The following is a 24,448-nucleotide window of genomic DNA, read 5'->3' as shown; positions in this document are numbered from 1 at the left end:
CGGCGGTCATGGTTATCACGTTCTGTGGTTTGTATGCACGTTCGCCACGATCTCCCCGAGTGAATCTCCCCATTCGGTATGGTCGCCGAGCCTGGTAGCGTTTGGTGTAGTGTATGTACCACCCGACCGGCACAGACAGGGCATGGCTCGATCAGGATCCTTCCTGGCCAACGTTCAGGACAGAGACCCGGAGGGTGCCAGCCGTCGTGCCTCCGAGGGTGTAGGTCGTTGCCGGTGTGGAGATGACGGAGATCGGGGCGGAGGTGTCGGAGTTTGTCGCCTTTGTCGTCGTTGAAGAAGTGCAGCCGGCTATCAGGAGGCCACAGAGTAAGAGGCTGAGGAGAACCAGGGACTTCGCATGGAGGGTATGTTCTTTCGCAGGATGATTTCAAGGCTTCTTTTTGTTTGTGATGGTGAAAAAATCAGGGATGTACAGATATGCCAAGAACGATACCCTAAATTAGAGGAAAAGGAGATTTATCGTTGTGAATGAGTTGAATGGGGCTTTGTAAAAATCCTTCAAAATACAAAAATCTGCTGACTGTATTGATATAGAAGAGGGTACAGGGTGTATTATTTAAGGGGTTTCAACAGAGCCAATTATTCAAATATCGATATCAACGACTTCATTAATTATCGAAAATTATTATTATTTTTTTGTCCTAATGGATACTTCTCTGTAGATTGCGATGGGTGTGATAGCAATTTCTGGGTAGACTACAGATTCTGTAAGCACTTCGATACCTCGAAACACGTTGAATATTGAATGTAATTTTGCCTCAAGTGTATCCTCATCAATTTCAGGGGATAGATTCGAGCGATCAGCAGGAGGGATTGAAGCGATTTGGGCAAATATTTGCCAATTTGAGGTTGGAGCTGTCCCATACTTGTAGATAATACTCGCGATATCTTCTCTCAGATAAACGGGATTAATATTTCCTGAAAATCTAATTTTACTATTTCCTTCATACGGAAATATTTTTATGACGATTCTATTCTTATAAAAAATATCAAAAAACAGTGTCAGCCCCTTAATAGATTCTTCGTTTTGAGCTAGTTCTCTTTTTATCTCCCCCATTTTTTTAACTTTATCTTTTTTTGTCAGTGCTGGTTTTTGTGCGTCAATTGAAAATTGCGAGATAAGAGTTGCAAGATTATTATAATTACTTAATGAATCTCTCATCCGATTATAATCATTAATATTAACCCTTCCATTAATCAGAACAAACCAATTGTCGGTTAGGTCTTCTCTCAAATTAACATTGTCACTTTTGATATCATAATCATCGGGAATCCTTACTAGATATTCAGTATTAATTAAAAATTGCTCAACTTTATTGAAAATATCATCATGCAATGTCTTGGTAGATGTCTCCTGATTCTCCAGAAGATACTTACCTCCAACCACTCCTCGAAGAAAGCCCAATATCCCCCCTTCAACACTTGCTGTGAGCTCATCACTCTCCTGCCGAGAGTCTTGCTGAGTATTTATCACACCTCCCTCGATTTGGGCAATTATCGATTTTAATCTCTCAACATCAAGATAGATAAAATCTCGAAGCACTTTTGGAGGCATAAATCAACCAATGTCGTTCGGGAATTTCAACTTTATTATTGTTTCGTCTTTATTGAAACCCTTCAAAATTCACGACTCTGCGACTCATATTGATGGAGAGAATGTATATATGTGTGTTTGAAGGTTTCAGCAAAGCCTAAAAAAGATCATCGTGTGAGTTTTACAATCTCTTGTGCTTGAAGAATGGCATTTTCAGCCATTATTAATGGGATATTTTTCAGCGCATTGTAATCGCTTGTATTTCTCCAGCCTCGTAACTGATCGAGTTTTCCTGCAATCTTTACCATGGTATCATCTTTTTGTACTTTCATAAAATTCCGCAATTTGGTATGGTCTGTTCCTGCTCTTTCTGAATTGTAACCGAGCTCATCCTCTGCAAATTCAAGAGCACAACAGAAGGCGGCATAATAGGACCGGCTGATGGCGCATCTGTACGCGGCCTCATCTGGAATGGCACTGTCCAGTTTTTTGGTTTCCTGCACAAGGAATTGGGCGATATCAATAAACTGTTCCCAGGAGAAGATTTTCTGCATTATATCCCGACGGATTGAAAATCGGTAGTAATCAGGAGCCAGCCGGACTCTCCTTGTAGAAATGGCCGAACCAGATCGCTCACCCTCTCGATACGACCAAGCAGGTCGTCCGTGTAGTGGTACTGCCGCACCGTCAGCATGAGGTATTCATCATGCCCCTCGGGGTCGTGGTAGACCTCCAGTGAGAAGGTTCCTTCGTTCTGAAACTCCTTGGAGATCAGATGGCACGCTACTATCAAGGGCCAATACATCCCCAGATATCGTTGCAAATACCCCACTACATCTCCAGACTGTATCAGATTGAACTTCTGGTTCTCGAAAAGCGCGAAGAGTAAGGGCTCGATTAATGAATTATCACTTGCAGTTGCGTTACGTATATCATAGGATTGTTCTGAGACAATGGAATGCTTATCAATCGAAGTACCACCAAAGAGCCAATTAATAGCCCTATCTATTAAGGAAGCAGGGGAATCATTCCAGCCAGATCTTGCCGGGTGCGAGCATGGGATAACTGTCGAAAACGGCGTCATAGATGAATTTAACATATCAGACTTCTCCGTTGAAGATCTTCTCGAGTTTACCGGTGATACAATTGAGGAAGATATTTCTTATCGTGGCGTGGGCCTCTTCAAGCCAGGTCAGAACCTCATCGGGAAGGATTCCCTCCTGATTTCGGAGGAAGTAATCAGTGGTCAGCAAAAAGGCACTATAGCCCTCTCTTTCTGCTACAGCCCGCATCAACTGAAGTCGGCAGAGATCTCGTTGCCCGGAAAACGGAAGATCGACACCCACCAGGAAGTTCACAAATGATTCTGGTTTATATCCCTTAATGACCGGTCTGAACCCAAAGTATTCTGTGAGATCGATCTCGGTTCCCGGGATCTCGATCTTGTCGACATAGAGTAAGCCGATCCGGTCGACCCCTTTGATCTCGGTCACCTTAGAAAGTGCTCCGTAGACCTGTTCAATGATCGGCCGGAACTTTTCCCAGGACGGATACGGTTTCAAACAATGGATTGAGACGATCCGCTCTCCGAATTGTATGAACATTCGCCGGTTTTGGGTCAGAAAGACCGGTCGTTCCCTCTTGCCGTTCTTCGATTGGGATTTATCCGGAGTGACCTCGAATTCGAATTGGTGCTCTACAATCCGGTCACGCTCGGGAAAGGTCTCTTGAACAGCCTTGTGAAAACGATCTGCGAGGGTGTCGTTCCACTCTGTCTTCGAAGAGAAACGAAATTCACAGACCACCTCAACGACTGGTGGAGAACTGTACTGGGTCATGATCACAAGTTCATATATTATTGGATGTATTTGGTTCTTAAGACTCGCACTCGGATATGAGTATTCATAGTATATGGATACACCGATCTCGATGTGATACGGCTCTTTACTCCATTCTCCCGGTTCCGTGTGCACATCAGTTTCCTTTGCCCCCGGCGACGATCCGCTGATAATCCTCTTCCGGGATCGTCCGCATGGCTCGGATGGATCCCGACCACATGACCTTGTTCTTGATGAATGAGAGGGCCGGCACGAGTGGTTTGAACGGGACCGGCTCGCTGATATCCGGCAGGGGTTTTACCTTCACTCGCATTGGGAAGACCTCGCCAGGGAGAAAGGCCGGCGCCGTGAAGATGGGCTCTGTGTCCTCGAAGACCGGGGAGACGACATCATAGGCGGCCATGACGATGGAGGGGAGGGTCTCGCCGGCGGCGTGCTCCTGCCGGGCATAGATCAGGAGCGTGTCGCCGGGATGTACCCTGCCGATTGTATTCCGGTACCGAGCCGGCACACCCCAGACGAGGCGCTCTTTTACGATAGCGGCGTTCGTGCGATCGGCCATGCAGAGCCAGCGTGTCATGAAGAACATTCTCTCCTGCAAGAATATCAAACCCTATCAGATAATTCCGATAATCTCCTCCGTTGAACTCGATCTTGGAAGTGCTTCATGTCACAGGACTACTTATCGGTAAACTAATCCTCCACCTCAACCACAGCCGGCCCTACCGAATATCCACCTGCTCCCTCACTAGTTTCTCATAACAGACCGAGCAGATCGCCGTCCCGCTGCCGGCAAGCAGATACCCCGCAACCTGAAGCCCGCAGACCGAGCACCGCCCGAAGAGGCCGGTATCGATCGGTATGACCTCGTCGAGCGGGATCCTCTCTGGCTCACGTTAAGCACAGAGATCGGATGGTACCGGCCGTTGCCATGCCTCCAATGGTACGTCAACGCTGGCGTGGAGAAGACAGAGACCGGGGCCGAGGTGTCGGTGTTTGTCGACTGTGTTGTGAGGGTGGATGTCGTTGCTATGGAAGCGGCCAATTGGGTCAGAAAATATTAATCCAGTCCCAGAAGGTCGCGGATAAGGGCCACGATTGCCAGCCGATGCGGTTCACCGACGGCTCCGATTCGGTGCCTGAATCGGGCCCTGTCCAGAGCAACGATCTGAAATACGAGAGCGACACTATCGACATCGAGGCCGTTGTGCCGGGTCGGGGAGATGATACAGGTATGCGAGAACCTGGCACTGCTCATCGTGCTGGTCAGCGGGACGACGAGGGTGAGGCCATTGGCACCTCCCACAACAATTGCAGGACGGGTTCCTCGCTGCTCATGCCCTTTTGCGTCGGTGAGATCGACAAGCCAGATATCGCCCCTCGTCATCGATCAGGACTCCCATGTTTTTAATGAAGCCCGCTGCCAGATGCCGGTCTCCTCGCTCAGTTCTTCCAGGTCGCCGGGAGTGGGCCTGAAGAGAAACTCATTTGCTTTGGAGATGCCGAGGGCAATCTGGGTCTCTGAATAGAACGGCTTGAGTCGTTTGAGCCGCCGGAGGGCTTCGAGCGGATCGTTCTTCTGCCACCTGGTATAATACCCATACGTTGCCCCGATTTCGAGAGGCACCGGCTTGAGACCGAAGATCCTGCCGAGGTCGCGTGCTGCCTCTTTCTCTGCTGGCTTGAGCTGAAGATCGGTTTCCAGATTCCTGAACTCGTTCGTGAAGTCGAACAGATCGTCCGCCAGGGGCGGGGAATACGGTCCCCGCACGTGAATGTTACAGGGATATCCGAGATCGATACCCCTGAGTTCAAGCAGGCATACGAGTTTCTGGGCGATGAGCCGGTCATCGAACTGTGAGATATCGATCGCAAAGCCCAGTTCCCTGAAGAAGGCAATTACTTTTTTCCGTCTTTCCATCGTCATGCTCCACAGCCGAGGAACCTGCACAGCCAGGTTTTCACTCGCTTCCATTCGTCCTGTCCGTTGGGCGTGATGGTATAGAGTTCGAGTTCTTTCCCATCCGAGGTGATCTTCTCTGACGTGAGATACCCCATGTCTTTGAGGACATTGAGGTTCGCAAACAGAACACCGTCATTAATTGTGAGCGCCGCCTTGAGTTCACGGTAGGTCGCCCCGTCGCGTCCGAGGGCTGCAAGGCTCGCGAGCAGTTTCAGCCGGACGAGCGAGAAGACTTTCGCATTGAGCGCTTCGGATTCATTTAAGATGGAGAGGATATCATCCTGCATCTTCTGGTTCCCTCCTTTTCATCATGATTGGCAGCCCGACATATTTACTTTTTTATTTACTTAAAGTTTGAAGTAAATGAAACCGGGGGTTCTGGCAGAAGGTGTGGGATCTGGAATGATACCTGACCCGATCTATCATGAGGATTCGCCGCTCCATCGGAGTGGACACGCTGGATGGAGTTTCACTGCATTGAAGTTCCTCGAGAGGACCACCAGGGAGCCACCGATATGGTCGACGTGGACGTGGTTCGCGACGGCTGCGTCGAGCGAGGTGATCCCCCCTGGTTTGAGGTCGACGACGGGATTGGGAGTGTGTCGGTCTTGGCTGAACTGGCCGGGATGGAGAGTCAGGGGTGCCGGCTGGGGTGTCTCTGATGGCGTACAGGTTGCCGTCCGGCGGAATCGTATCGAAATACTCATCTTCAGGGCGGCGATCATTTCGACATGCAAGACGTTTCCCTCATCCGTATCGTCGTTCTGGTCAACATTGTCATGCTTGGTCCTGCGGTCTGGGAACTTGAGCGGGACTGGCTGGCCCCGATCGTCCCTCTCGAGGTGGTCATCCTCTCAGCGATCGTCCTGGCCGCCCTGGTCACGATCGATCATCTCCGGTGGATCTGACCTGGTGAGCCGGCGAACTGTCAAGGGATGCTTGACAGTTCAAAAATAGGGTGGCCGGCTCAGAACCCCGTCTTTTCTTTTTGTTTTACTACGAGTTCCCTTCTCTCAGCGATCCGTTTCTCCCTTACGGGAGAACCGGATTTCGAGAAAACCTGATTATTATCAGGTTTTCGACTATAGTATTCACGCAGTGCCGGCTCGCCAATCTTATCGAGCAGGATGCAGTTGTGGCCCCACGGAATTTGTGCCACTGGCTGTGGCACAATTGAGGGGTCGGGCCAGGCCTCGGCGAGCCGGCGCATATATTTCAGATTCCGGGGCGAGAACCCCTTCATCTCCGGGAACTCATGGCGGAGATCGCCGGCCAGCCGGTCGATCACCTTCGTCCCCCACCCTTCCCGGTCCTGGGCGGCGAGGATCGATCGGCCGATCTCCCAGTAGAGCTGGATCAGTTCGTGGTTGACCGAGAGTGCGGCCTTGACCTGGGCTGAGCGGACCCGGGTTTTGAGATCGGCGAGGAGGCTTTGATAATCGTGACTCTCGGCAGTAGAAGATGGGAGTGCGGTTTTTTCCATTCAGTTGCTAACCTTCAGAGGTGCAGATTCCCGGATCTTTTTTATTCGAGCATACACTGCTGCCTCTTCATCTGACGCACGCGGACGTTTGAATTCGTTCTTGTGGCAGCCGAATTTGTTATAGAGTAAATCAAGTTGTCCCTTATTGAAGTCAGAGATGTCATACAGAAAGAACCAAAGTATTGGTTCAGTGAAAAGTTTGAGTAGGCTACGGTGATAGGGTCCTACCCTATGATATGCTGCGTCATGGATGAGGGCATTTCGAAGTTTGAGGAGCTGACCAATCTCAAATTTATGAAGTAAGTTTGGATTTATAGCTACACGATACAACCGGTTCAACATGTCTGGATGACGTAGATTTTCATCTTTCAAGAGGATCTGCTCGAGACTTGACCAGAAGTACATGAACGCGAAAGATGGGTTCTTCTCAGTTATCCCTCGGTGATACGCCGAAAATGCTCTTTGGATAATTTGCTGGGCGTCAGTGGATGCACGTGAATATTTGTCAGTTGCCTCAATGACGGCGTCTCGATCTATTGAGATGGTCACATCATCGAGGTTCTCCGACTGATAAAAGAAATCGTGGTAGGTATTATTCTCATCGAGGATGAACCCAATCGTCGAATTAAGGCTGTCGATAGCACCGATGGGTCCGCTACTCAGAAGCGGCATGGAGCGCTCGTGCTTGGATAAATCGATAAGCGCGAGGACGAAGTCCCGGAGGTCCATGGCAATTTTTCCTGCGTAGTACGCGTTTCTAGCCTGTAGAGACACCGTTAAGAAGATTCGATTATCAAGGGAGTAGCGGAATCCAACTTTTTGTTCAATTTTCCGTTTTTCCGCGAGAACGTCCTCGTTGGAGAGAACGGTGCGAAGTTCTTGTGTACTCCTGATCTGAACTGTTGCATCCCCCATTGATAGGGTCAAGGCTGGGAAGTCTTCAAACGGAACAACATTGAGAACCATATACACGTCGTACCGGATGAGTGGTAACTCCTCGAGCCTGCGATATTCTATCTCCACCTCCTCCATACATTCCGCAAATGTCGAAGCCCTCCTCCCTTTCAGATTTTTCATGACTTCAATGAGGGAGAAATCAGTTATTGGGGAGGAACCGGATGGAGGATACGAGTAGCAAATTTTGTCAAGCCGTTGCTCGTATCCTTCTGCCACCATCACCTCAAAAGACAGGATGGCATCGTTAAGCACCTTCTGCTGCAGATTGGATTCTCCTTTCACGACGATTTTTCCATCTTGCAATGTCCGGCATGCCAGGGCATTTTGAATGATTGTATCCCTTTCTGTCTTGGTTTTCCGGATCTCTTCAATACGCCGTATGTTCTCAACCGAACTCATCACTCACACCCCATAACCAACCGTCGCCCGAACCCCGTCCTATGTCACAGATACTCCGGACGTCCGGGTCCATCGGGAATTTGTGCAACAGACTGTTGCACTCTTGACGACTCGGGCCAGGCCTCAGCAATGGCAGGGATCCAATACCCGGCGGTATCGCGTGCCGTCGGAAGGCCGGCAGCGACCGATACTCCGACTCCGAGAAACAGGATGAACCGCTCTGGAAAGGTATGCATCGCATACGCAACCGAAACACCTGCATCAGACTTCATCTTCGTCCTCCTGCTTCTTGGAGAGATACGTAACCTCGTCGACCATCAGGTCGAAGTCGCTTGTCGGCTCGCTCGCCTCCTTGATACGGCGCTGCGCTTCAGACCCCTCAAACTCCTTCTGCGCCTTCTGCTTCGCCCTTTCTGCCGAAATACTCCCGGCGTTTTTGAGAACGTTCCGGTCATTCAACTGAATAAAACCATCCAGTTTCCTGATCCAGTCCTCCATCCTCATCTCCCGGCGCTGGCGGGCCTGAAACTCAGCGAAGTCGAGATACTGGTTCACGATCAGGTTCAGGTTTGAGATCTCTTCCCTGGTCAGGTAGTTCTTCGCAACCCCCACATCGGTCTTGTGGATCCGCCCTTTCGGCCCCTGTTTCCAGGTCGTCAGCCCCATGTGCGGCTTCCTCGCATCAGCCCGGAGGAATATCGTCTCAGCCGCCGTATGCCCGTGGATCGCCCAGTGCATCTTGTTCTGTACCGTCTTGAAGAACTCAAGTGTCATCGGGTCTTTCGGATCATAGTCGACGCTCGTCGCATAGATATCAGTAATCTTCTGGTAGAACCGCCTCTCCGACGCCCTGATGTCACGGATCCGCTCCAGAAGTTCGTCGAAGTAGTCCCTCCCGATCCCGCCGGCCTCCTTCAGGCGCTCATCGTCCAGGACAAAACCCTTCACCACATATTCCCGCAGTTGCTTCGTCGCCCACTGTCGAAATTGGGTCCCCCTGTGCGACCGCACCCGGTAGCCCACGGCAAGGATCATATCGAGGTTGTAGAAGTCCACCAGACGCTCGACCTGGCGGTCACCCTCCAGTTGAACTATCCGGAATTTCCGGATAGTTGCTTGGGGGTCGAGTTCCCGCTCCTCGTAGATGTTTTTGATATGCTCGTTGATTGTCTTGATCGATTTCTGATACAACTCGGCGATCAACCGCTGCGTCAGCCAGACCGTCCCCTCGAACAGGCTGACCTGGACACGGGTCTCGCCCCCTTCGGTCTGGTAGAGAAGAAACTCGGACAAACCTCCGGCCGGCTCCCTCATCTCCTCGCTCACGTCACACCCCGTCCCCGAGCGCCTTCAGATACCCCTGGTTCTGCTCCCAGCAGGTCTGAAGCGACTTCTCAAGCCGGACTGATGGTCCGGTGAGTTCCACGGCGCTCGGACCGGTCGTTGAGAGGATGGAACCCGACCACATGACCATGCTCTTGATGAATGAGAGGGCCGGCACGCCCCGGACGAGGCGTTCCTTGACGATCGCGGCGTTCGTGCGATCAGCCCTGCAGAGCCAGCGTGTCATGATGAAGACTATCTCCTGCCGGGATATAAACCCCGATCAGATGATGCAGGGCGGATCCTTTCAGGTGAACTCGATCAGGGAGGTGCCCTGTGTCATGGATGGATTCACGGTGAACCCATCCTCACCCACAGCCGGCCCTACCGGATCTCCACCTGCTCCCGCACCAGTTTCTCATAACACCTGGAGCAGATCGCCGTCCCGCTGTCGGCATGGGAGTAGGTCGCGACCTGCAGCCCGCAGACCGAGCACCGGCCGAGCAGGCCGGAGGCGATCGGCTTCACCTCGTCGATCGGGATCGCACCGGGCAGGACCTGGACGGCGGCCTGCTCACGGACCCGGGCCGTTCCGTCCGCCAACCCCTTCCAGTGGCTGACGATTGGTGAGACAACGGATGCATGGACCGTGAGGAAGTACCGTCGGGAGAGGGATGGAAGAGCCGGCGATCTGCGGGAAATTATCCTCCGGACCGCCCCTCTGGAGTCCCACCCACCATACCGAGGGTGGGAGCCATCGTGTCCGGTTGGTATAAAGACGCTCGGTCATGTTCACTCGTTCTCATTCCGTCCGCTTGCGCTCACTGCATTCCGGCTCGCTTCACATCACCTTGCTGTTTTTTGAGGTTGCCCTATTGTGATAGGATGACGCCCCTGACTTGTCGCGCTGCTCCGGCGCCAGGCGGGATGCGGACGGCTATATTTGACCGCGTTAGAGGAGAAGGGGGAGTCAATGCATAGTGGTTATACAGCAGACTCAGTAGAGCTAATGTTTTATTTTGAACGGGTGAGCCAATACCAATCTGAGGCAACAATAATTATTTTCCGGCCGCTAAACCTAGAATCAACCAGTTGAAATCCCTCGCTAAATACCCTGGAAATATGTTCAGCATTCAGTTTGATGCCACTCGGTGAATTTCGCAAAGCCCAAATGAGGAGCGTACCCCCGGGCTTCAAAAGCCTGTGCATTTCTGAAGCATATTTTTTCTCGTCTTCCTCGTTTAAACAATGGAAGCAGCCAACATCAAAGGTAACATCAAACGGTTCAGTGATGATTTTTAAGTCAGTTACATCTCCGACCAGGAATGTCGGCTTATTCTTTTTTTCAGCCGCTCGTTGCTTCGCCTTTTCGATCGCAACGGAAGAAAAATCAACCCCGGTTGCCTTTATCCCTTGTTCTGCCATGTAGGTCGAAAATACGCCGAGCCCACAACCCAATTCGAGAGAGGTCTTAGAATTGGTTGCTTTCGCGAGCTCTTTCAGTTCTTTTGGAATGCGCACATCCGACCACATCCAGTGGGAGAATGAATTGTACGCTTTGTCAAAATCTCTTTTTGTTGAAGGTGGCATTAGTTTTTTGTTTAACATCTTCATATCCTCACTATAAAAATTATGATTTTCGGTGCTGGTGCATTAACGGGACTTAAAGAACATGATATCGTCGTGAATCATCAATGTTCATTATGTAAACATCCCGACAACGCACCAGAATCCTGTCGTCTGAATTTTATTGCTGGTGGAGCGATTCTTTAACTTGTGTCAGTTTCTGGATGATTTCATCGATTATTGCTTCCTGAGGGATCAGTTTCTCTTTTGCAATATCCCCTAAATACGATGCAGAACCGTTCATCTCTGTGAGTACATTGTCAACGTCATATCTCCTGCTCTCCGGATTTGCACCAGGTGATACGGATCCAAATATCCGGGAAAATGTCTCTTGACCGGTCTGTGTCATTTCGTATCGTTTGTCCTCCATTTTTAAGATAAGATTCTTGTTGGTCATTTTGTTCAGCATGGGGTAGATCGAACCGGGTGACGGGCGCCACATACCGGATTCTTCACCCTCATTAGTGGGCCGACCTGGAAAAGGGGATCCCGGCTGGTGGTCATGGAATGCGTGGGGAATCCGCCGTATATCCTGAATTGAGTTCATGATCTCCACTCCATTTTTTGGCCCATCCTTGAGTGCAAAGAGGATCCAGCTTCTCAGGCCGCCGAAGTTTTCCATCATCATCATTCTGTCACGGAATCCCCAGATCATCTCATGGATTCTCTCATCATGGTGAGGCCATTTGCCGTTCATTTTTCAAACTCCTTAATTTATCGTCAAATCGATATCATATCGACGATTTGATACGAATCTGTAACGAATTTTACTTCTGTATATGTCCAAATCATATCAAGTGGTAGATATCGTTTAATCGATATCGACTTGTTGATATTTACGGTTAACAGTATTTATAGTTTTTTTAAAATGGTGCTCTGTTGCATAATCCCGTCATGAGATCCATTCACTCCGATCTCCTGTCTTGCTCGTTCACTGAGCCATTGCCAGAAGGATATTGGATCCCCTGAATTTCATCTGTACTTCGCGGAACATGCCTTCTCGTGATGCAGCTCTGACTGATTCAACAAATATTTGGATCTGCCGAGAACTCGGGAACATCGAAGGATTGGCGCCCTCGCTCGCGAATCAGGTGATCATCTTCGCGCAACAGGGCCGGCGCATGGAGGCGTCCCGCGTGATCGACGATGCGCTTTCCCTTGCGAGGAAGGGGGATTATCCCCCCCTGGCGGCGCAGATTCGGGAGATGAAGGAGGAGTTTCAACTCAGATAATAATCCTCATCGTGGTTTGGATTCGATGAAGGACTGTTCGTGTACAACAACCAGTCGGGACCGGTATCCCAGCGGAGATTCAACCACAGTCGGCCCTACCTAATCTCCACCTGTTCCCTCATCAACTTCTCATAACGGACCGAGCAGATCGCCGTCCCGCTGCCGGCAGGGATTGCCCACCAACATGTACTCAAGTGGCTTCGATGATACCTTGGAGGGCCTGAATATCAATTTGTATGTACTACAAATGTTGAACAATTGTCGTAGGGGTGAAAATGGAAAATTTCTGTTTAATTCTCAGTCTGCCTGCGATTCGTGACTTTTCCCCATCTTGCGCTTGTAACTAATTGTTACTAATTAGGTACTAATTAGGACTAATTCTGGTTTTACCATCAGATCCCAGGTGAACCTCCCCAACTATCGGCCCAGGTACTGAAATTGAATATCAGATACGATTGTATCTTCCTATTTTATCGTATCTCCCTGCATTCTCTGTCTCTCCACGAACACTTCGATCACTTTTCCTTTGTTCAACACCTCATCATCATTACAGGCACTAAACCGGCCGTTATCCCCCCGGTTCGACCAGCACATCTGTCGACCTCCATCCACCGGCAGGCAGGGAACGACAGACAATACCATGACAGAGATCAAGGCTTCAAAGAAGTTCATTGAGGTTGCATTACCGCTCGACGACATCAACAAAGCTTCGATGCGTGAGAAGTCGAATCCAGCACGGCCACCCGTCGACCCTCCATCTCTGGTGGGTGTGTCGACCCCTGGAGCCTGCAGACCGAGCACCGCCCGAAGAGGCTGGCATCGATCAGATAGCCCGCATACAAAAATAGGGTTGTCGGTTGAACCGGTACCCGCTTTCATATACGTGTCGTACCTTTGTTGGATCTTCCTGGGAAGGGTAGAACCGCCCTGGGGAATGGGAATTTTAGTCCGCCTCTTCATCCTCCCCCAGGTCATACTCGACTGTGATACCGGTCGAGGTCCCGGTCCCCTCCTCATCTCGTCGATCCTCAAAAATGGCCTCGATATACCCCAACCAGAACTCTGTGGACGGCCATCCCCGTGGCGTTTCATAAGGGATGGTGCCGAGATCAAAAAGCATGGTTTCGCATTCCTCCAAGGTGAATCCCGTTCCGGCCTCAAAACTTTTCTGTGCAGACCAGTACCCGAGCCAGAAGAGATGTTTTCCCTGCTCATCGGTGGCGGCGGTCGTGAATCTCTGCTCTGCTTCCATGGCTCTGATCTCATACTTGCTGGTTTTTGTTGAATCCATGTTCTTACCTCCTCTCCCGGCTCCCGAATGGGAATCAGGATATGCCTGCCTGCGGAACAGTGAACCGCGGGGCCGGCTGATACCTGCTCATCGGCACATCCCGACCAGGCGATCGCCTCCACCTCACCCACAGCCGGCCCTACCGGATCTCCACCTGCTCCCTCACCAGTTTCTCATAACAGACCGAGCAGAGCGCGGTCCCGCTGTCGACATGGGAGTAGGTCGCGACCTGCAGCCCGCAGACCGTGCACCGACCGAGCAGGCCGGAGGCGATCGGCTTCACCTCGTCGATCGGGATGGCGCCGGGGAGGGCCTGGACCGCGGTCTGCTCTCGCTCCTTCGCCTGGGTGTAACAGGACCGGCAGAGCCGCCGCGGGTGGTCCCCGCCCCGGCTCTTCATCGCCGTGAATTTTTCCTGATAGTGCACCAGCCGGCCGGAGCAGATCGGGCAGGTCTCGGCGATCGCACCATCGGCGATCGGGGAGTAATCGCCGGCGCGGACCTGGGCGAGATCAAGGGCGGGTGGGGCGTTTTGCACATTTACACTGCTTGACACAAACCGTACACCTGTTTGTGTACGGTTTGATTCGGCGTTTCCGTCACTCGTTTTGTTATTTGGGGGTACAGGTGTGCTTTCAACATTTTGACCTGACACCTTTACACATTCTGGTGGAGCACATACACCTCCAGGTGTGATCTCTCGATTATTGTTACTGGGGTGGGTACTCTCCTGTTTTTGTGTAACGTTCTCTTCTTTCTTATGTACACTAGAGAGGAGAGAGTTGTTTTGTGTATCCGCCGCCTCTGGTGCCGGCGTTACCTTTACACAGGGTTGTGTAACGTTTGTGTAATGTCTGTGTAACGGTGTAACGTCATCTTCCCCATCGGCCGGTTTCAAGTGAACACGACACCCACGATCCCATATGGCATAGATCCCACGGTCGAACGTGAACACGGTTTGATTGCGTCGGGCTGATCCCTGTGTGTCGTCCGGCGAGCTGACAGAACGATCGAGGATCCCGCAGGCCGGGCATTTTTCCAACAATCCCGCGCTTGTCCTTCCAGGGATTCCTGTAAACGCTCGCCTGATTGTGTAGTCTGGAAGGTTTGTGAGTCTTGCGAGTTCCTGTACGGTAAATTCATCTCGACCGGTCCGGTCGATCACGTCTAACAATCCCGCCTCGCGTGGGTTGAGTTTCGCACCCTGCGATCCTGAGTCTTTTTGAATTGCGTTGAAAACGTCGTTCGCGGTTCTGAAGTCGTCCGGGGTGGCGTATACTCTGATCGTTCCGTCTGGCAGTTCTTCCCGATCCCGTTGAAAGAATCGGATCAGGGTTACGGACCGGATCAGATCGAAGAAAATTTCGGTATTCCGCCGATCCCGGGCAGATGAAAAGACAATCCGTCTGGCGAACCTGGAGAGAGATACGACCACTGGGTTTTGAGCAGCGGCGTCCAGGTGGATCCACATGGCCCGGCATGCCTTGACCTGGTGTGGTTCGCCTGGTGGGTCGTCCCGTGATTCTCGTTCTATGGCGGCCTGCTGTACGGCCTGGTCCTGTTCGGCTGAGTTGTTGACGTGGACCATCAATACCCGGTTGAGAACCTGGTCGTCTCCTGTCCCTTCCACCTTCGCGATCCACCAGACACAATTCTGTGGGATTGTGCAAACCTGGAGTTTTCGATCGATGGAGAGCGTGCGGTGAGTGATCGGTTTTTGAAACGAGGAAGTCGATTCCTTCAATACCTCTTGCATGGATTCTGAAAGATCTTTGTCGTCGATGAAAAACACGGTCCGTGGGCGGAGATCGTTGCTGTAGTAGAGAGATTTATCAGAAAACGATCCTTCGAGCTTGAACGCGGCCGGCACTTGTTCCAACATTGTTTGGTATCCGCAGCTCTTCCCCTTTCCACTGTCCCCTGATGTCATCACATGCAGACCCTTTGAGTTTGCGATTAACCTGGATGCGAGAGACAATACCAGACATTTCGCTAAATCCCTGTCGCCGACGTGCTCCAGGTTGAACGCGTCGACCATGTAGGCGAGCGGGTCGCCGTGCTCAAGGATCTGCCGGGCCTCTGCCAGGATCACTTCATCAGCTGCGTCGGCTTCAACCGGTTCGGAGTCATCCCGGCCGGCCGCCGCTTCCCTTGCTTCGGCTTTCTTCTTCCGCCACTCCACTTCCTTCTCGTCATGGTTCGCCAGGCCGGCCGGGATCCGCTTAGGTCCCTCGAACATCTCCCGCAGTTCAGGCCACCGCTGCGACCCGCCGCCACAGGAGGCATGATGGCAGCCGGCATAGACGGCCCCGCTCGCGAACTGGATCGCGAACGCACCATCGGTGTGAGCCGAAGAGAACGGACAGGTGTCGAGCCGGTACAGGTCCCCGCCCTGGTAGGGCCGGCGATCGGAGAAGCCGAGGCCGTGGTCCCGGAGCCAGCCGGCCAGGTCGATCTTCTCGCCAGCCTTGCGGCCGGTGCCCTTCGTTGAAGGAGCCGGCGCCACGGTGTCCCCTCCGGGGTCGGTGATCGCCAGGGCGGCGAGTTGCTCGCGGGTCACGATCTCGATCGTCTTCGGCACCGAGATCAGCCGGCTCCGTCGATGCGGTCTGCTCGTGGTATTGTCACCCTTTCGGGCCACGGTCCCGTATACCTTCCAGATACGGGAGGCATTGAAGACGGCCGTGTCCACTGAGGCGAACGGGTCGGAGAAGAGCGCATCGAGGGCCACCAGGGCGGCCTTAACCAGTGCTGTTACCTGATCGTCGTTCGGGAGGTCCAGCCGATAGAGGAGGTGAGCACCATTGCCGGAGTCGCCCGCCACCGGGGCCGGCCATCCCCGTTCACCCAGGGCTGCGGCGATGTCTGCGGCTCGTGTCAGGGCGGCGGCGTGCTCTTCCTCGGATGAAGAGACCCCAGATGGCCGGGCCGGGTCGATGTCGATGAGCAGCCAGCGCCGGCCGATGATGTCGGCGTCGCTGGTGCTGCTGTCCTTCTTTGCGAGCGGCCCCTTAATCCGATTCGCTCGCCTGCTCAGCAGGTCGGGCAGGACCGGATTCGGGGTCAGGTAGATCCCATCAGGGCCGGCGGCGTCCAGTGCCTCGATCGCCTTTTCGGCGGCGGTCAGGTCGTCGAAGTAGCCGGAGGATATCCGGTCGCCGGTCCAAGAACGGACCTCGAAGACCTGGCCGGGGGCGAGCAGGATCTCAAGACCCCGCCGGATCTCAGAGCCGGCGTCCATCGTCCTCCCCTGTCTCCTGAATTCCACCGGGGTAGACCGCGAAGTACCGCCACCGGTCCGCCGTGGACCAGATCCAGAGATCGGCGGTGACGATCGGCGAGATGTACCGCCGGAGTTCATACAGATCTTCGGCATATGTCGCGGCAACCTCGATGACCGGGCCGGCCGGCTTCTTCCGTCGCCTGACACAGACGAACCTGAAATGATCGCCTTTCATTGCGATCAGGTTCACGCCCGGGTAGCGGCCGTCGGTCCGGATCACCCCGTATCCAAGGCCCCGGAGGCGTGCCACCGCTTCATATTCGATGGCGTGCCGCCGGAGGTAGGGAAAGATCGGCTCCGCTCCTGTATCTTCCGCATGTTCGGTTGACATGGTGTAACCTCACACCGAAGGTATCGGATCGAACCGGGACCTGGTTATACCACGGGCGGCATCATGGATGACTGCCGTGTCCCGCAGGGCGGTGTGATCGATGTGTACCGCCCGGTCGGCGTGATAAAGCCGGACCGTGCCGTTCAAGCCAGGGGCGAGGGCGATGGCCCTGCCCGGATCCTCTACAGCATCCGGGATCGCTCCTCGCATGCATGATGAAAAAACTGATGTGCTCATTATTTTCTTCCCCAAAAGCGATAGTAACATCGCGATTCCAAAATTATTCACATCAGTGTATATACCTGTCGATTCTGGGGATGATAGTAAATTATGACCATAATCATTTCACCAAAGAACTGCCCGAACCAAAAGAAAAAAGACGCGGATCTCGTTCTGAACGGCGAGACCGATTTTTAAAAACTCGCCGCTGAAGCCGCGAAACGTGACAGGTTGGTGACAATTCTGGCCGGCACACTTAATGGTAACGGTGGTTTCGCCCTTGATGGATCCCGGTATCTCCGGCCTGGTCCGGGTGTCACAATCATGGGGGCCGGCCCGTGTTGCTTGGTATCACCGAACGGCTAGACTTCGTCGACGCCCACGCGGCCGACCTTGCTCAGTACCTGGCGATCTCGGGCGGCGGTGATTGACTCCGGTGAGATGGACCAGCCCGACGGCTCTGGGAACGTCTATCACCTGCGGACTTCTGACAGAACGATCCGCACTCTGGAGCCGGAAATCTTCCGTGAGCGTCAGTTGGTAGGGCAGCGTATCGGTACAGTTGTATGCGATTATAGCCGGGCACGGTCACGAATCCAGCGTGTGATGACCGTTAGAGCCGCAGCGTCAAGCACTCGATCTTCGCTGTTGTAGTGTGCCCCGACCTCGGCGGCCGCGAGCATCTCCCGGAGCCGGTCCTCATGTTTCAGGACGTGGTCGGCCTCCTCCGGGTACGCGAACTCGACGTTGCCGTTCCCAAAGGCCGCCTGCTCCAGCGGGCCATCGTCGGTCTTCCAGTCGACCTGGATGTCTTTCTTGCCGATCACGACCAGGATGGGCTCCTTCACCTTTGTGATGAGGTCGGACGGATTGGTCGACCAGAGTTCTCGCGCGAACGGCAGGTTTGCAGGAGTCGTAAGACTGAGGAGCAGGACCCGCAGCCCTTCGGGGAGCGATGGATCGGGCTGTATCGACTCGCCGGCCTCGAATGCAGCGATGGCCGCATCGTACTGGTCCATCATCAGATCTCCGTTTGGCAGGTCTCTCACCTGTGCGAGTATCTGGCTACGGGCAACCTGCCCGATGGAACGGCCAGGTGCGCCGGTGAGCACGAGGCCCGAAAAGCGCCTCTCCGTCGCCTGCACCTGATAGTTCAGGGCGTGGATGGTCCCCTCGCTGTTCGTCAGCACGAATAGTCGGGCGGGATCCATTGCGCCGTCGGCGAGCAGGGCGTCGACCGCACCTGACAGCTCGTCGAGGTGACTCTGCATGCTGATCCTGCCCACGAGCTGCCGGGCGTTCTCCTGTCCATGCGGTCCAGAAGCCCGTTTATCGTAACGCAACGTCATGAATCCTGCTCGGGTGAGGTCTTCAGCCAGCAGGCGACCACTGCCATTGGTTCCCGGTATTAAGGGTGAACACCAGTCCCGATCGGTCGGTCCGCTCCCGGCGACAAAGACGATCCCCGGGTGAAGGCCCTCACCCGCCGGCCGTGTCAGGGTGCCCTGTACAGGAATTCCGTCCACGTTCCAGGCGATCTCCTCAGATGTGATCATCATGAAGCATTCTTGGATTGAAAATAGTATAATACCTACTCAGGGGTGTCTAAAGTGCGAAGAGCGACAGTTCACAGGACTGGATCTGGAGAACATGCATCTTCGACGTGTCGACGACTACAGCAACAGCCGGATCGGCTTCGCTGACGTCGTCTAACTCTTCAACTCCCTCTGAGACCCTCAGCTCATTTTTTCTTCACTTCTGATGGTCAGATGCGATACGGTCTGCGTCCGTCGACCTGTCGTCTGGGACTTAAGGCCGCGACGTGAAAAGGGAGTTCGGCCGGCTCACAATCTCCGGTCGGCGGGCTATTATCTGGTCAGTCTTCTTCGGTCTGGGTACCGTGCGGGATTGCCCTCCCGGTCATGGGCGAGCGTTCCTCATTCCCTGGCAGCCGGCCGCCGGCTAGTGCCGATCGAGGTGCCGCCGCTGCAGGTCCTGGAGCTCACTCGGCCGTTCGCCTGGGTCGTATTGGTTCCACCACCCACACCCGCCCCCGCCAGCACGGGGCTTCCTACGCTCAGCCGGCCCCGGCTCCGCTACGCAGACCGGATGGTTGGGTTACCTGGGTTGGACGCGGACCCCCTCCGGCTCCAGTATCAGGGAAGCCTGCAAGGATATTAGATATTTTTTTTATTCTGCCCTGACATCAATGATCAATGAGACATTTGGGCGTCTCACAAAATTAGCTACGTACTGAATTCCGAAACTTGGCAGCGTAAAAACCGATATACTGGTTTGCAGAGCCAAAATAACTAATATTATGAGTACTACATTCGACTCGAGATCGTCATTATGATGAAAATCCACTGGAATTTGATAATTGGGTTTTGGTTAGGTATTGCAGTGATAACCGTCATCAGTATTGCAAGAACTTCTCTTCACCAGAATTTATTCGAGTATGATTGGTACATATTAACTCTTTCAATCATTGTGCTAATTGTAGCATTGATTTTGAGAAACCGTTCAACAAAACATTAATTTTTCAGCCGTCCGCAGACTGGGCAGACCTGAAAGTGGATCTGTACCTGCATACTTTTGACAGCCCCCATGGGAGTACTGATCTGCCGAAAACCTGATAGCATTATTCTGGTCGGATTTATGTGGTTTGAACAAATTTGTACGATTTCGGAATCATTTTATCTTTTTCACATTTTCTTACCGGCTATTCCGGAGATTAGTACGATGGGAGTTAATCTGAGAAAAATTTGTTGAGCGGGATCCGGGACGGCCTATCATTGCCTTTTATTCCGTTTTTACCTCTTCAGATTGGGTATCTGTGGCCTATTCCGGCTTTTTGAATTTCATGAAGACAAGAGGCGGCACCGCAAGCAGGAATGTACCCAGTAGCACCGAACCGACATAGAGTGGGGCATTCGGAAAAAAATCAGGCGGGATCAATCATCAGTACTTAACTAATTTTCCTCTGTATCTTTTTCATTCATCAACACTCCAAGTCTCCTTCAGTTATACTAGGCCCCGCACTCGGCCTGATAGATGTTCAATGGTAAATCTCGGCGTTTTGTAAAATCAGCGAACTACCGAGCCCTGGAAGGAGGGGATATCATTCATCTGTCTCACCCCCCTTAAAGATTTCTCCTGGAAGGGTGAAGCGGAACGTGGATCCCCTGTCTGACGTGAACTCGACCCATATTCTCCCCCATGTCGCTCGATGATCTTCCTGACGATCACAAGACCGATCCTGGTCCCCTCTTGCTCGTCCGTGGTTTTGAGCCGGCTGAACAGTTCGAAGATCTGGTCGAAGTACTCGTGTTCGATCCCGATCCCGTTATCCCCGACAGCGAACTCCCGCAAGTCGCCGTGACGAACGGCTGAGATATGGATAACAGCCGACACCTCCGGCCGCCGGTACTTGACGCATTCTCGATCAGGTTTGTGAAGACCTGCTCGAGCTGCGACGGGTCAGCCATGACAATCGGGAGCGGGTCGACGACCGCAGAGCCGCCGACCGCATGGATCCGGAGTTCAAAAGCAGGAGAACCATGTGGTTGGTGAAGGTGGCCGTGCTGCCAAGGAGGAAGAGGTCTGCGGTGACAACGAGATATGATGGAACGATTAGCAGATTGATAACCTTCCACCGGCCGAGTTTCGTTGGTAGGGTCTCGAATATGTTGAAGCGCTCCATAGAACTATTTTTAGAAGAAGAAATTCAGGTGGATTAATGCTTTGGTTCCCTGGCCAAGGCCGGTTACAGGTCATCAGATCACGATCTCATGATACAGTGATGACTCGATCCTCACGAACTGTGAAGCCTGGGCCGACGGGTTCAACCTGAACAGATCATTCCCGATTTTTTCAATAACCGCGGGCACAAATTTGATCTGTTTCGCTGTGCCGGCGTCCGACAATCGCGCAATGAGGCGAGCAGCCGCAACCGATGAAAGAACGCGTGAATAATTAGGTATCTATCCATCAATGATTTCAGTGTCGGCTGACTTCTGCGAGGGGGCAGAGGCCAGCCGCACGGAGCAATCATCATGGGAGAATTTCTTGAATCGTCCATCACCAAAACCGCAGTGAGGAAACTCGCTGCACCGATCGCGGATCTTTCCGCGTTCAACACCATCATCGATGGTGTGGTCTCAGGCAACCCCTGGGCATGTACTGTCTACCTGGTTGGTTCAACCACCTACAACCCGGTCACCACAAGCAAGGAGGCATATACCGCCCGGATCGCCTACCAGGACGGCGACGCGAAGACCGTCGGGACGGTGTCGGCGAAGGCACCCACCACGGCCGGCTTCAACGCTGCGATCACGGCCATCACCGCAGATACGGCGCTGCAGACCGCGATCGGTGGCACCCCGTCGCACAACCCGGCCGACGACACCTATTCGCTCACGCTGAAGTGCCACGACGCGAACGGCGAGGTCTATACGGTCTCATTCTCCAAGGACCGTGTCACGATCGCATCGTACACCGATGACGCGATCAGGACGAAGATCGAGACCTGGGCGGACGGAGTGCCGGCCCTGGCCTGAGTGGGGAGGTAACCACCTCACTCATTTCGCCCCGTTCATCCAGATGTGTTGAGGAATACCCTTCATCGTTCTGAGTACGTCACCCAGAAATAATGGAAAAATCGTCACAGGCATTCGTTATCGGGGTCGTTTTGGGGGCGGCCCCGGTTCTTTTTCGTTGCCTTACTCGGATCATTGCATCACGTACATTTTCTAAAAAACGAAAACCTGATTAACCGGGAACAGTAATAGGGTACATGCCTGTGGCTCCGGGGCGCTCATTATAACCACATCCCCAAAATGTGTTACGGAGCCAATTTTCTTATACGTACAATCGTTTCAACGATTTTGTTTCTTTTCAGAGCATGATCAGAGATCCCGGGTGATCTCCTGGATCCCGCCCTTCATCACCTCGAAGACCCGCTAGCCATGGCAGGAGGTCGAGAGCCAGAACTGGTACGAACAGCGGGATCCCCCCAGATTCAGGAGACCGCGGAGGGTCAGAATCTCCTCCCGATACTGGTCTGCGATCGCATGAAGTGACAGGGGTCTTTGCCGGATCCGCTTGATCACGACCAGCACCAGTTCCTCGGATGACCAGACCAAGCAGGTCGGAGGGCATGGTGCCGGGTCAGGGCCTGACCACCAGGTAGCCCTGCTGCCGGAACCGGGTCGCGACTGCGTACGCCCCTCCCTGTCTGGCTCTGGTGGCCGGCATGCCCTCCCCGCCGGGCAGGTCCCAGACAGAATGTACTGGTTGCCTGTCCGCTCTGGTAAACAGAAGGGGCTGAGGATTCCTGGATTCTGATGTTCAATGTCTTGTGCTGGGGTCATCGGTTTACCCCGGTACTGAAATGGATCCAGGATATCTGAGTGAATGCACCACAGTGGCAGAACCCCGGGATACTGATTGGATGCCACGATACAGACCCGGAGAACAGCATCAACTCCAGTTAGGACCGATACGGCGGGATTACACCGCAGGGTGTACTGATTCAATGAAAGACTGAAAGGCGAACCCCTGGATCTCGGGATCTCTGTCAGAATAGCGCCGGAAAAAGGAATACTTCAGGATTCAACCAGGTTTACCAGGTTTTCCATCACCAGATCCACTGCTTTCCATGTGGGGGTATCCGCATGGCGGAGGACATACGGTCGCCCCTCGTCTCCGGCCTTCACCATCTCCGGATCGAGCGGGATGGAGCCAAGGTAGGGTATGCCCAGTTCCTCTGCGGCCTTCTCCCCACCCCCCCTGCCGAACAGGTCGATGGTCTCCCCGCATTGGGGACAGATCATGCCGCTCATGTTCTCGATGATCCCGAGAACCGGTACCTCCAGTTTTTCGATGAACTTCACTGCCTTCATCGCGTCGAGCACTGCCATATCCTGTGGGGTGGTGACAATGACGGCGCCCTGGACATTTGGTGCGAGCTGGATGATGGAGAGTGCTTCGTCCCCGGTACCTGGAGGGAGGTCCACGATCAGATAGTCAAGCGCCCCCCAGTTCACTTCAGTGAGAAACTGCTGGATCACCGACATCTTCATCGGCCCCCGCCAGATCACCGGGGAACTGGTATCCGGTAGCAGGAACGCCATCGACATGACCGCGAGCGTCCCGGTTACGTGAACCGGTTCCAGAATTTTGTTCAGCACGCCAGGTTTCTGATCTTCGATACCCAGCATCTTGGGAATGCTGGGACCATGGATGTCGAGATCGAGCAGTCCGACCTGTCTCCCGTGAGCTGATAGTGCGGATGCAAGGTTGACGGATACGGTTGATTTTCCGACCCCCCCCTTGCCGCTCAATACGAGGATAACGTGTTTGACATCGATCGCTGCTTTTGGTGGCAGCCCTTTTGGGGCATAGGATGCACCCTTCGTTTCCGGGTGTTCATCAGTATTTGTTGTCATAGTGGTCAGTATCATACATGCTTACCCGTTGAGAGGCCGTATTCGGGCTCCTGCACGAATTCACGATCTCTGATCCCGGGGAACAGTCAGGCGGTCATCATCTCTTTTAGAAGGTGCTGTGGTTTTCAGAGGTCAATGGGTGCACCCTTCGTGATCGGGGCCATGGGAGCAACTGCTCTCACCCTGTTCAACCTTCCCTGCTATGAAATCCCTGATGACGGTCTCGATTTTACCCTGTACTCCAAGGAATACCTCGATATTCGTTGCACAGAACAGGTCCACCGCTGCTGGCCCCATCCCGCCTGCAAGGACGTGGGTAACCTTATGCTCGGCAAGCAGAGCCGGCAGTTTTCCCGGCTCGTGCCCGGGGCTCACAAGGATCTCCTGCGAGGTGATCTTTGAATTTTCGACAACGAACAGTGCATATTCCTTACAGTGCCCGAAATGCTCGGACACAAAATCTCCATCTTTTGCAATTGCAACTTTCATGAAAAAACCT

At 53.1% G+C, this 24,448-nt stretch carries 33 protein-coding genes; 6 read left to right on the top strand and 27 right to left on the bottom strand.

Annotated elements, in window-relative coordinates; all coding sequences use genetic code 11:
• Positions 1-649: 649 nt before the first annotated feature.
• From MPAL_RS10255 to MPAL_RS10215, 9 genes are all read right to left on the bottom strand, one after another.
• Complete coding sequence (locus MPAL_RS10255) at positions 650-1,576, bottom strand: DUF6414 family protein (protein WP_012618672.1); 927 nt, start codon at positions 1,574-1,576, stop codon at positions 650-652.
• Between the two features lie 146 nt (positions 1,577-1,722).
• On the bottom strand, positions 1,723-2,109 hold the full coding sequence (locus MPAL_RS10250; RefSeq protein WP_012618671.1) for a hypothetical protein: 387 nt from the start codon (positions 2,107-2,109) through the stop codon (positions 1,723-1,725).
• The gene (locus MPAL_RS15925; protein WP_148208220.1) at positions 2,109-2,348 is read right to left on the bottom strand and encodes a hypothetical protein; all 240 of its coding nucleotides are present in this window, start codon (positions 2,346-2,348) and stop codon (positions 2,109-2,111) included. Before MPAL_RS15925 ends, MPAL_RS10250 begins: the two co-directional genes overlap by 1 nt.
• Before the next feature lie 307 nt (positions 2,349-2,655).
• On the bottom strand, positions 2,656-3,393 hold the full coding sequence (locus MPAL_RS10240; protein ID WP_048145332.1) for a TIGR04255 family protein: 738 nt from the start codon (positions 3,391-3,393) through the stop codon (positions 2,656-2,658).
• Between the two features lie 136 nt (positions 3,394-3,529).
• Positions 3,530-3,973, bottom strand: coding sequence for an EVE domain-containing protein (locus MPAL_RS10235; RefSeq protein WP_012618668.1), 444 nt, complete (start codon positions 3,971-3,973; stop codon positions 3,530-3,532).
• 480 nt (positions 3,974-4,453) lie between these two features.
• Complete coding sequence (locus tag MPAL_RS10230) at positions 4,454-4,780, bottom strand: type II toxin-antitoxin system PemK/MazF family toxin (RefSeq protein ID WP_012618667.1); 327 nt, start codon at positions 4,778-4,780, stop codon at positions 4,454-4,456.
• A 3-nt stretch (positions 4,781-4,783) separates the two neighbouring features.
• Positions 4,784-5,314, bottom strand: a complete 531-nt coding sequence (locus MPAL_RS10225; RefSeq protein WP_012618666.1) for a hypothetical protein — start codon at positions 5,312-5,314, stop codon at positions 4,784-4,786.
• 2 nt (positions 5,315-5,316) lie between these two features.
• Positions 5,317-5,643: a transcriptional regulator gene (locus tag MPAL_RS10220; RefSeq protein ID WP_012618665.1), complete on the bottom strand. Its 327-nt coding sequence runs from the start codon at positions 5,641-5,643 to the stop codon at positions 5,317-5,319.
• Positions 5,644-5,778: 135 nt separating this feature from the next.
• A complete protein-coding gene (locus MPAL_RS10215; protein WP_148208218.1) occupies positions 5,779-6,093 on the bottom strand; it encodes a hypothetical protein in 315 nt (104 codons plus the stop codon).
• On the opposite strand from MPAL_RS10215, the gene MPAL_RS16330 reads away from it, so the two are divergent.
• Entirely contained in the window at positions 6,088-6,264 is a 177-nt protein-coding gene (locus MPAL_RS16330; RefSeq protein ID WP_012618663.1) for a hypothetical protein, read from the top strand. The two genes, MPAL_RS10215 and MPAL_RS16330, sit on opposite strands and share 6 nt — an antisense overlap.
• A gap of 59 nt (positions 6,265-6,323) precedes the next feature.
• Here the strand turns inward: MPAL_RS16330 and MPAL_RS10210 are convergent, their stop codons facing one another.
• The 8 genes from MPAL_RS10210 to MPAL_RS14665 form a co-directional block, all read right to left on the bottom strand.
• Positions 6,324-6,839, bottom strand: a complete 516-nt coding sequence (locus MPAL_RS10210) for a DUF1016 N-terminal domain-containing protein (RefSeq protein ID WP_012618662.1) — start codon at positions 6,837-6,839, stop codon at positions 6,324-6,326.
• Positions 6,840-8,195 carry a hypothetical protein gene (locus MPAL_RS10205; RefSeq protein ID WP_012618661.1) on the bottom strand — a complete coding sequence of 452 codons (1,356 nt, stop codon included), beginning with the start codon at positions 8,193-8,195 and terminating at the stop codon, positions 6,840-6,842.
• A gap of 44 nt (positions 8,196-8,239) precedes the next feature.
• Entirely contained in the window at positions 8,240-8,467 is a 228-nt protein-coding gene (locus tag MPAL_RS10200) for a hypothetical protein (protein ID WP_012618660.1), read from the bottom strand.
• Positions 8,457-9,521, bottom strand: coding sequence for a virulence RhuM family protein (locus MPAL_RS10195; RefSeq protein ID WP_201763844.1), 1,065 nt, complete (start codon positions 9,519-9,521; stop codon positions 8,457-8,459). Before MPAL_RS10195 ends, MPAL_RS10200 begins: the two co-directional genes overlap by 11 nt.
• Before the next feature lies 1 nt (position 9,522).
• Complete coding sequence (locus MPAL_RS16605; protein ID WP_012618658.1) at positions 9,523-9,765, bottom strand: EVE domain-containing protein; 243 nt, start codon at positions 9,763-9,765, stop codon at positions 9,523-9,525.
• Between the two features lie 137 nt (positions 9,766-9,902).
• Positions 9,903-10,121: a hypothetical protein gene (locus MPAL_RS10185; protein WP_012618657.1), complete on the bottom strand. Its 219-nt coding sequence runs from the start codon at positions 10,119-10,121 to the stop codon at positions 9,903-9,905.
• Between the two features lie 411 nt (positions 10,122-10,532).
• Entirely contained in the window at positions 10,533-11,132 is a 600-nt protein-coding gene (locus tag MPAL_RS10180; RefSeq protein WP_201763843.1) for a class I SAM-dependent methyltransferase, read from the bottom strand.
• A gap of 133 nt (positions 11,133-11,265) precedes the next feature.
• Positions 11,266-11,841 carry a PadR family transcriptional regulator gene (locus tag MPAL_RS14665; protein WP_012618655.1) on the bottom strand — a complete coding sequence of 192 codons (576 nt, stop codon included), beginning with the start codon at positions 11,839-11,841 and terminating at the stop codon, positions 11,266-11,268.
• A 295-nt stretch (positions 11,842-12,136) separates the two neighbouring features.
• Here MPAL_RS14665 and MPAL_RS10170 point away from each other — a divergent pair, with 295 nt between their 5' ends.
• Positions 12,137-12,376, top strand: a complete 240-nt coding sequence (locus MPAL_RS10170) for a hypothetical protein (RefSeq protein WP_012618654.1) — start codon at positions 12,137-12,139, stop codon at positions 12,374-12,376.
• A gap of 465 nt (positions 12,377-12,841) precedes the next feature.
• Here MPAL_RS10170 and MPAL_RS17615 read toward each other — a convergent pair whose 3' ends face one another.
• The 6 genes from MPAL_RS17615 to MPAL_RS10140 form a co-directional block, all read right to left on the bottom strand.
• Entirely contained in the window at positions 12,842-13,336 is a 495-nt protein-coding gene (locus MPAL_RS17615) for a hypothetical protein (protein WP_048145330.1), read from the bottom strand.
• Entirely contained in the window at positions 13,320-13,667 is a 348-nt protein-coding gene (locus MPAL_RS10160; RefSeq protein WP_012618652.1) for a hypothetical protein, read from the bottom strand. The genes MPAL_RS17615 and MPAL_RS10160 overlap by 17 nt, the downstream gene beginning before the upstream one ends.
• A 139-nt stretch (positions 13,668-13,806) precedes the next feature.
• A complete protein-coding gene (locus MPAL_RS10155) occupies positions 13,807-16,908 on the bottom strand; it encodes a sigma-70 RNA polymerase sigma factor region 4 domain-containing protein (protein ID WP_012618651.1) in 3,102 nt (1,033 codons plus the stop codon).
• The gene (locus MPAL_RS10150; RefSeq protein WP_012618650.1) at positions 16,892-17,281 is read right to left on the bottom strand and encodes a hypothetical protein; all 390 of its coding nucleotides are present in this window, start codon (positions 17,279-17,281) and stop codon (positions 16,892-16,894) included. The genes MPAL_RS10155 and MPAL_RS10150 overlap by 17 nt, the downstream gene beginning before the upstream one ends.
• Positions 17,282-17,290: 9 nt before the next feature.
• Positions 17,291-17,518, bottom strand: a complete 228-nt coding sequence (locus MPAL_RS10145; protein WP_148208217.1) for a hypothetical protein — start codon at positions 17,516-17,518, stop codon at positions 17,291-17,293.
• Positions 17,519-18,072: 554 nt separating this feature from the next.
• Positions 18,073-19,059: an alpha/beta hydrolase family protein gene (locus tag MPAL_RS10140; protein WP_012618648.1), complete on the bottom strand. Its 987-nt coding sequence runs from the start codon at positions 19,057-19,059 to the stop codon at positions 18,073-18,075.
• Here MPAL_RS10140 and MPAL_RS16320 point away from each other — a divergent pair.
• Both MPAL_RS16320 and MPAL_RS15915 read left to right on the top strand, forming a co-directional pair.
• Entirely contained in the window at positions 19,058-19,213 is a 156-nt protein-coding gene (locus MPAL_RS16320) for a hypothetical protein (protein ID WP_158303646.1), read from the top strand. The two genes, MPAL_RS10140 and MPAL_RS16320, sit on opposite strands and share 2 nt — an antisense overlap.
• Before the next feature lie 48 nt (positions 19,214-19,261).
• The gene (locus tag MPAL_RS15915; RefSeq protein WP_148208216.1) at positions 19,262-19,681 is read left to right on the top strand and encodes a hypothetical protein; all 420 of its coding nucleotides are present in this window, start codon (positions 19,262-19,264) and stop codon (positions 19,679-19,681) included.
• Between the two features lie 906 nt (positions 19,682-20,587).
• Here the strand turns inward: MPAL_RS15915 and MPAL_RS10135 are convergent.
• Positions 20,588-20,914, bottom strand: a complete 327-nt coding sequence (locus tag MPAL_RS10135) for an ATP-binding protein (RefSeq protein ID WP_048145329.1) — start codon at positions 20,912-20,914, stop codon at positions 20,588-20,590.
• Between MPAL_RS10135 and MPAL_RS16315 the strand changes: the two genes are divergently transcribed.
• Together MPAL_RS16315 and MPAL_RS10125 are read left to right on the top strand one after the other, a co-directional pair.
• Positions 20,897-21,073: a hypothetical protein gene (locus MPAL_RS16315; RefSeq protein WP_158303668.1), complete on the top strand. Its 177-nt coding sequence runs from the start codon at positions 20,897-20,899 to the stop codon at positions 21,071-21,073. The two genes, MPAL_RS10135 and MPAL_RS16315, sit on opposite strands and share 18 nt — an antisense overlap.
• A 482-nt stretch (positions 21,074-21,555) precedes the next feature.
• On the top strand, positions 21,556-22,059 hold the full coding sequence (locus MPAL_RS10125; protein WP_012618647.1) for a hypothetical protein: 504 nt from the start codon (positions 21,556-21,558) through the stop codon (positions 22,057-22,059).
• 402 nt (positions 22,060-22,461) lie between these two features.
• Here MPAL_RS10125 and MPAL_RS10120 read toward each other — a convergent pair whose 3' ends face one another.
• From MPAL_RS10120 to MPAL_RS10110, 3 genes are all read right to left on the bottom strand, one after another.
• Positions 22,462-22,872 (bottom strand): hypothetical protein, encoded by a 411-nt coding sequence (locus MPAL_RS10120; RefSeq protein WP_148208215.1) that lies wholly within the window; start codon positions 22,870-22,872, stop codon positions 22,462-22,464.
• A 234-nt stretch (positions 22,873-23,106) separates the two neighbouring features.
• The gene (locus MPAL_RS10115) at positions 23,107-23,949 is read right to left on the bottom strand and encodes an Mrp/NBP35 family ATP-binding protein (RefSeq protein ID WP_148208214.1); all 843 of its coding nucleotides are present in this window, start codon (positions 23,947-23,949) and stop codon (positions 23,107-23,109) included.
• Positions 23,950-24,081: 132 nt separating this feature from the next.
• A complete protein-coding gene (locus MPAL_RS10110; RefSeq protein ID WP_012618645.1) occupies positions 24,082-24,438 on the bottom strand; it encodes a NifB/NifX family molybdenum-iron cluster-binding protein in 357 nt (118 codons plus the stop codon).
• Between the last annotated feature and the right edge of the window lie 10 nt (positions 24,439-24,448).

The organism is Methanosphaerula palustris E1-9c, assembly GCF_000021965.1.
Taxonomy (GTDB): domain Archaea; phylum Halobacteriota; class Methanomicrobia; order Methanomicrobiales; family Methanospirillaceae; genus Methanosphaerula; species Methanosphaerula palustris.
This window is presented reverse-complemented; position numbering and strand designations above follow the sequence as displayed.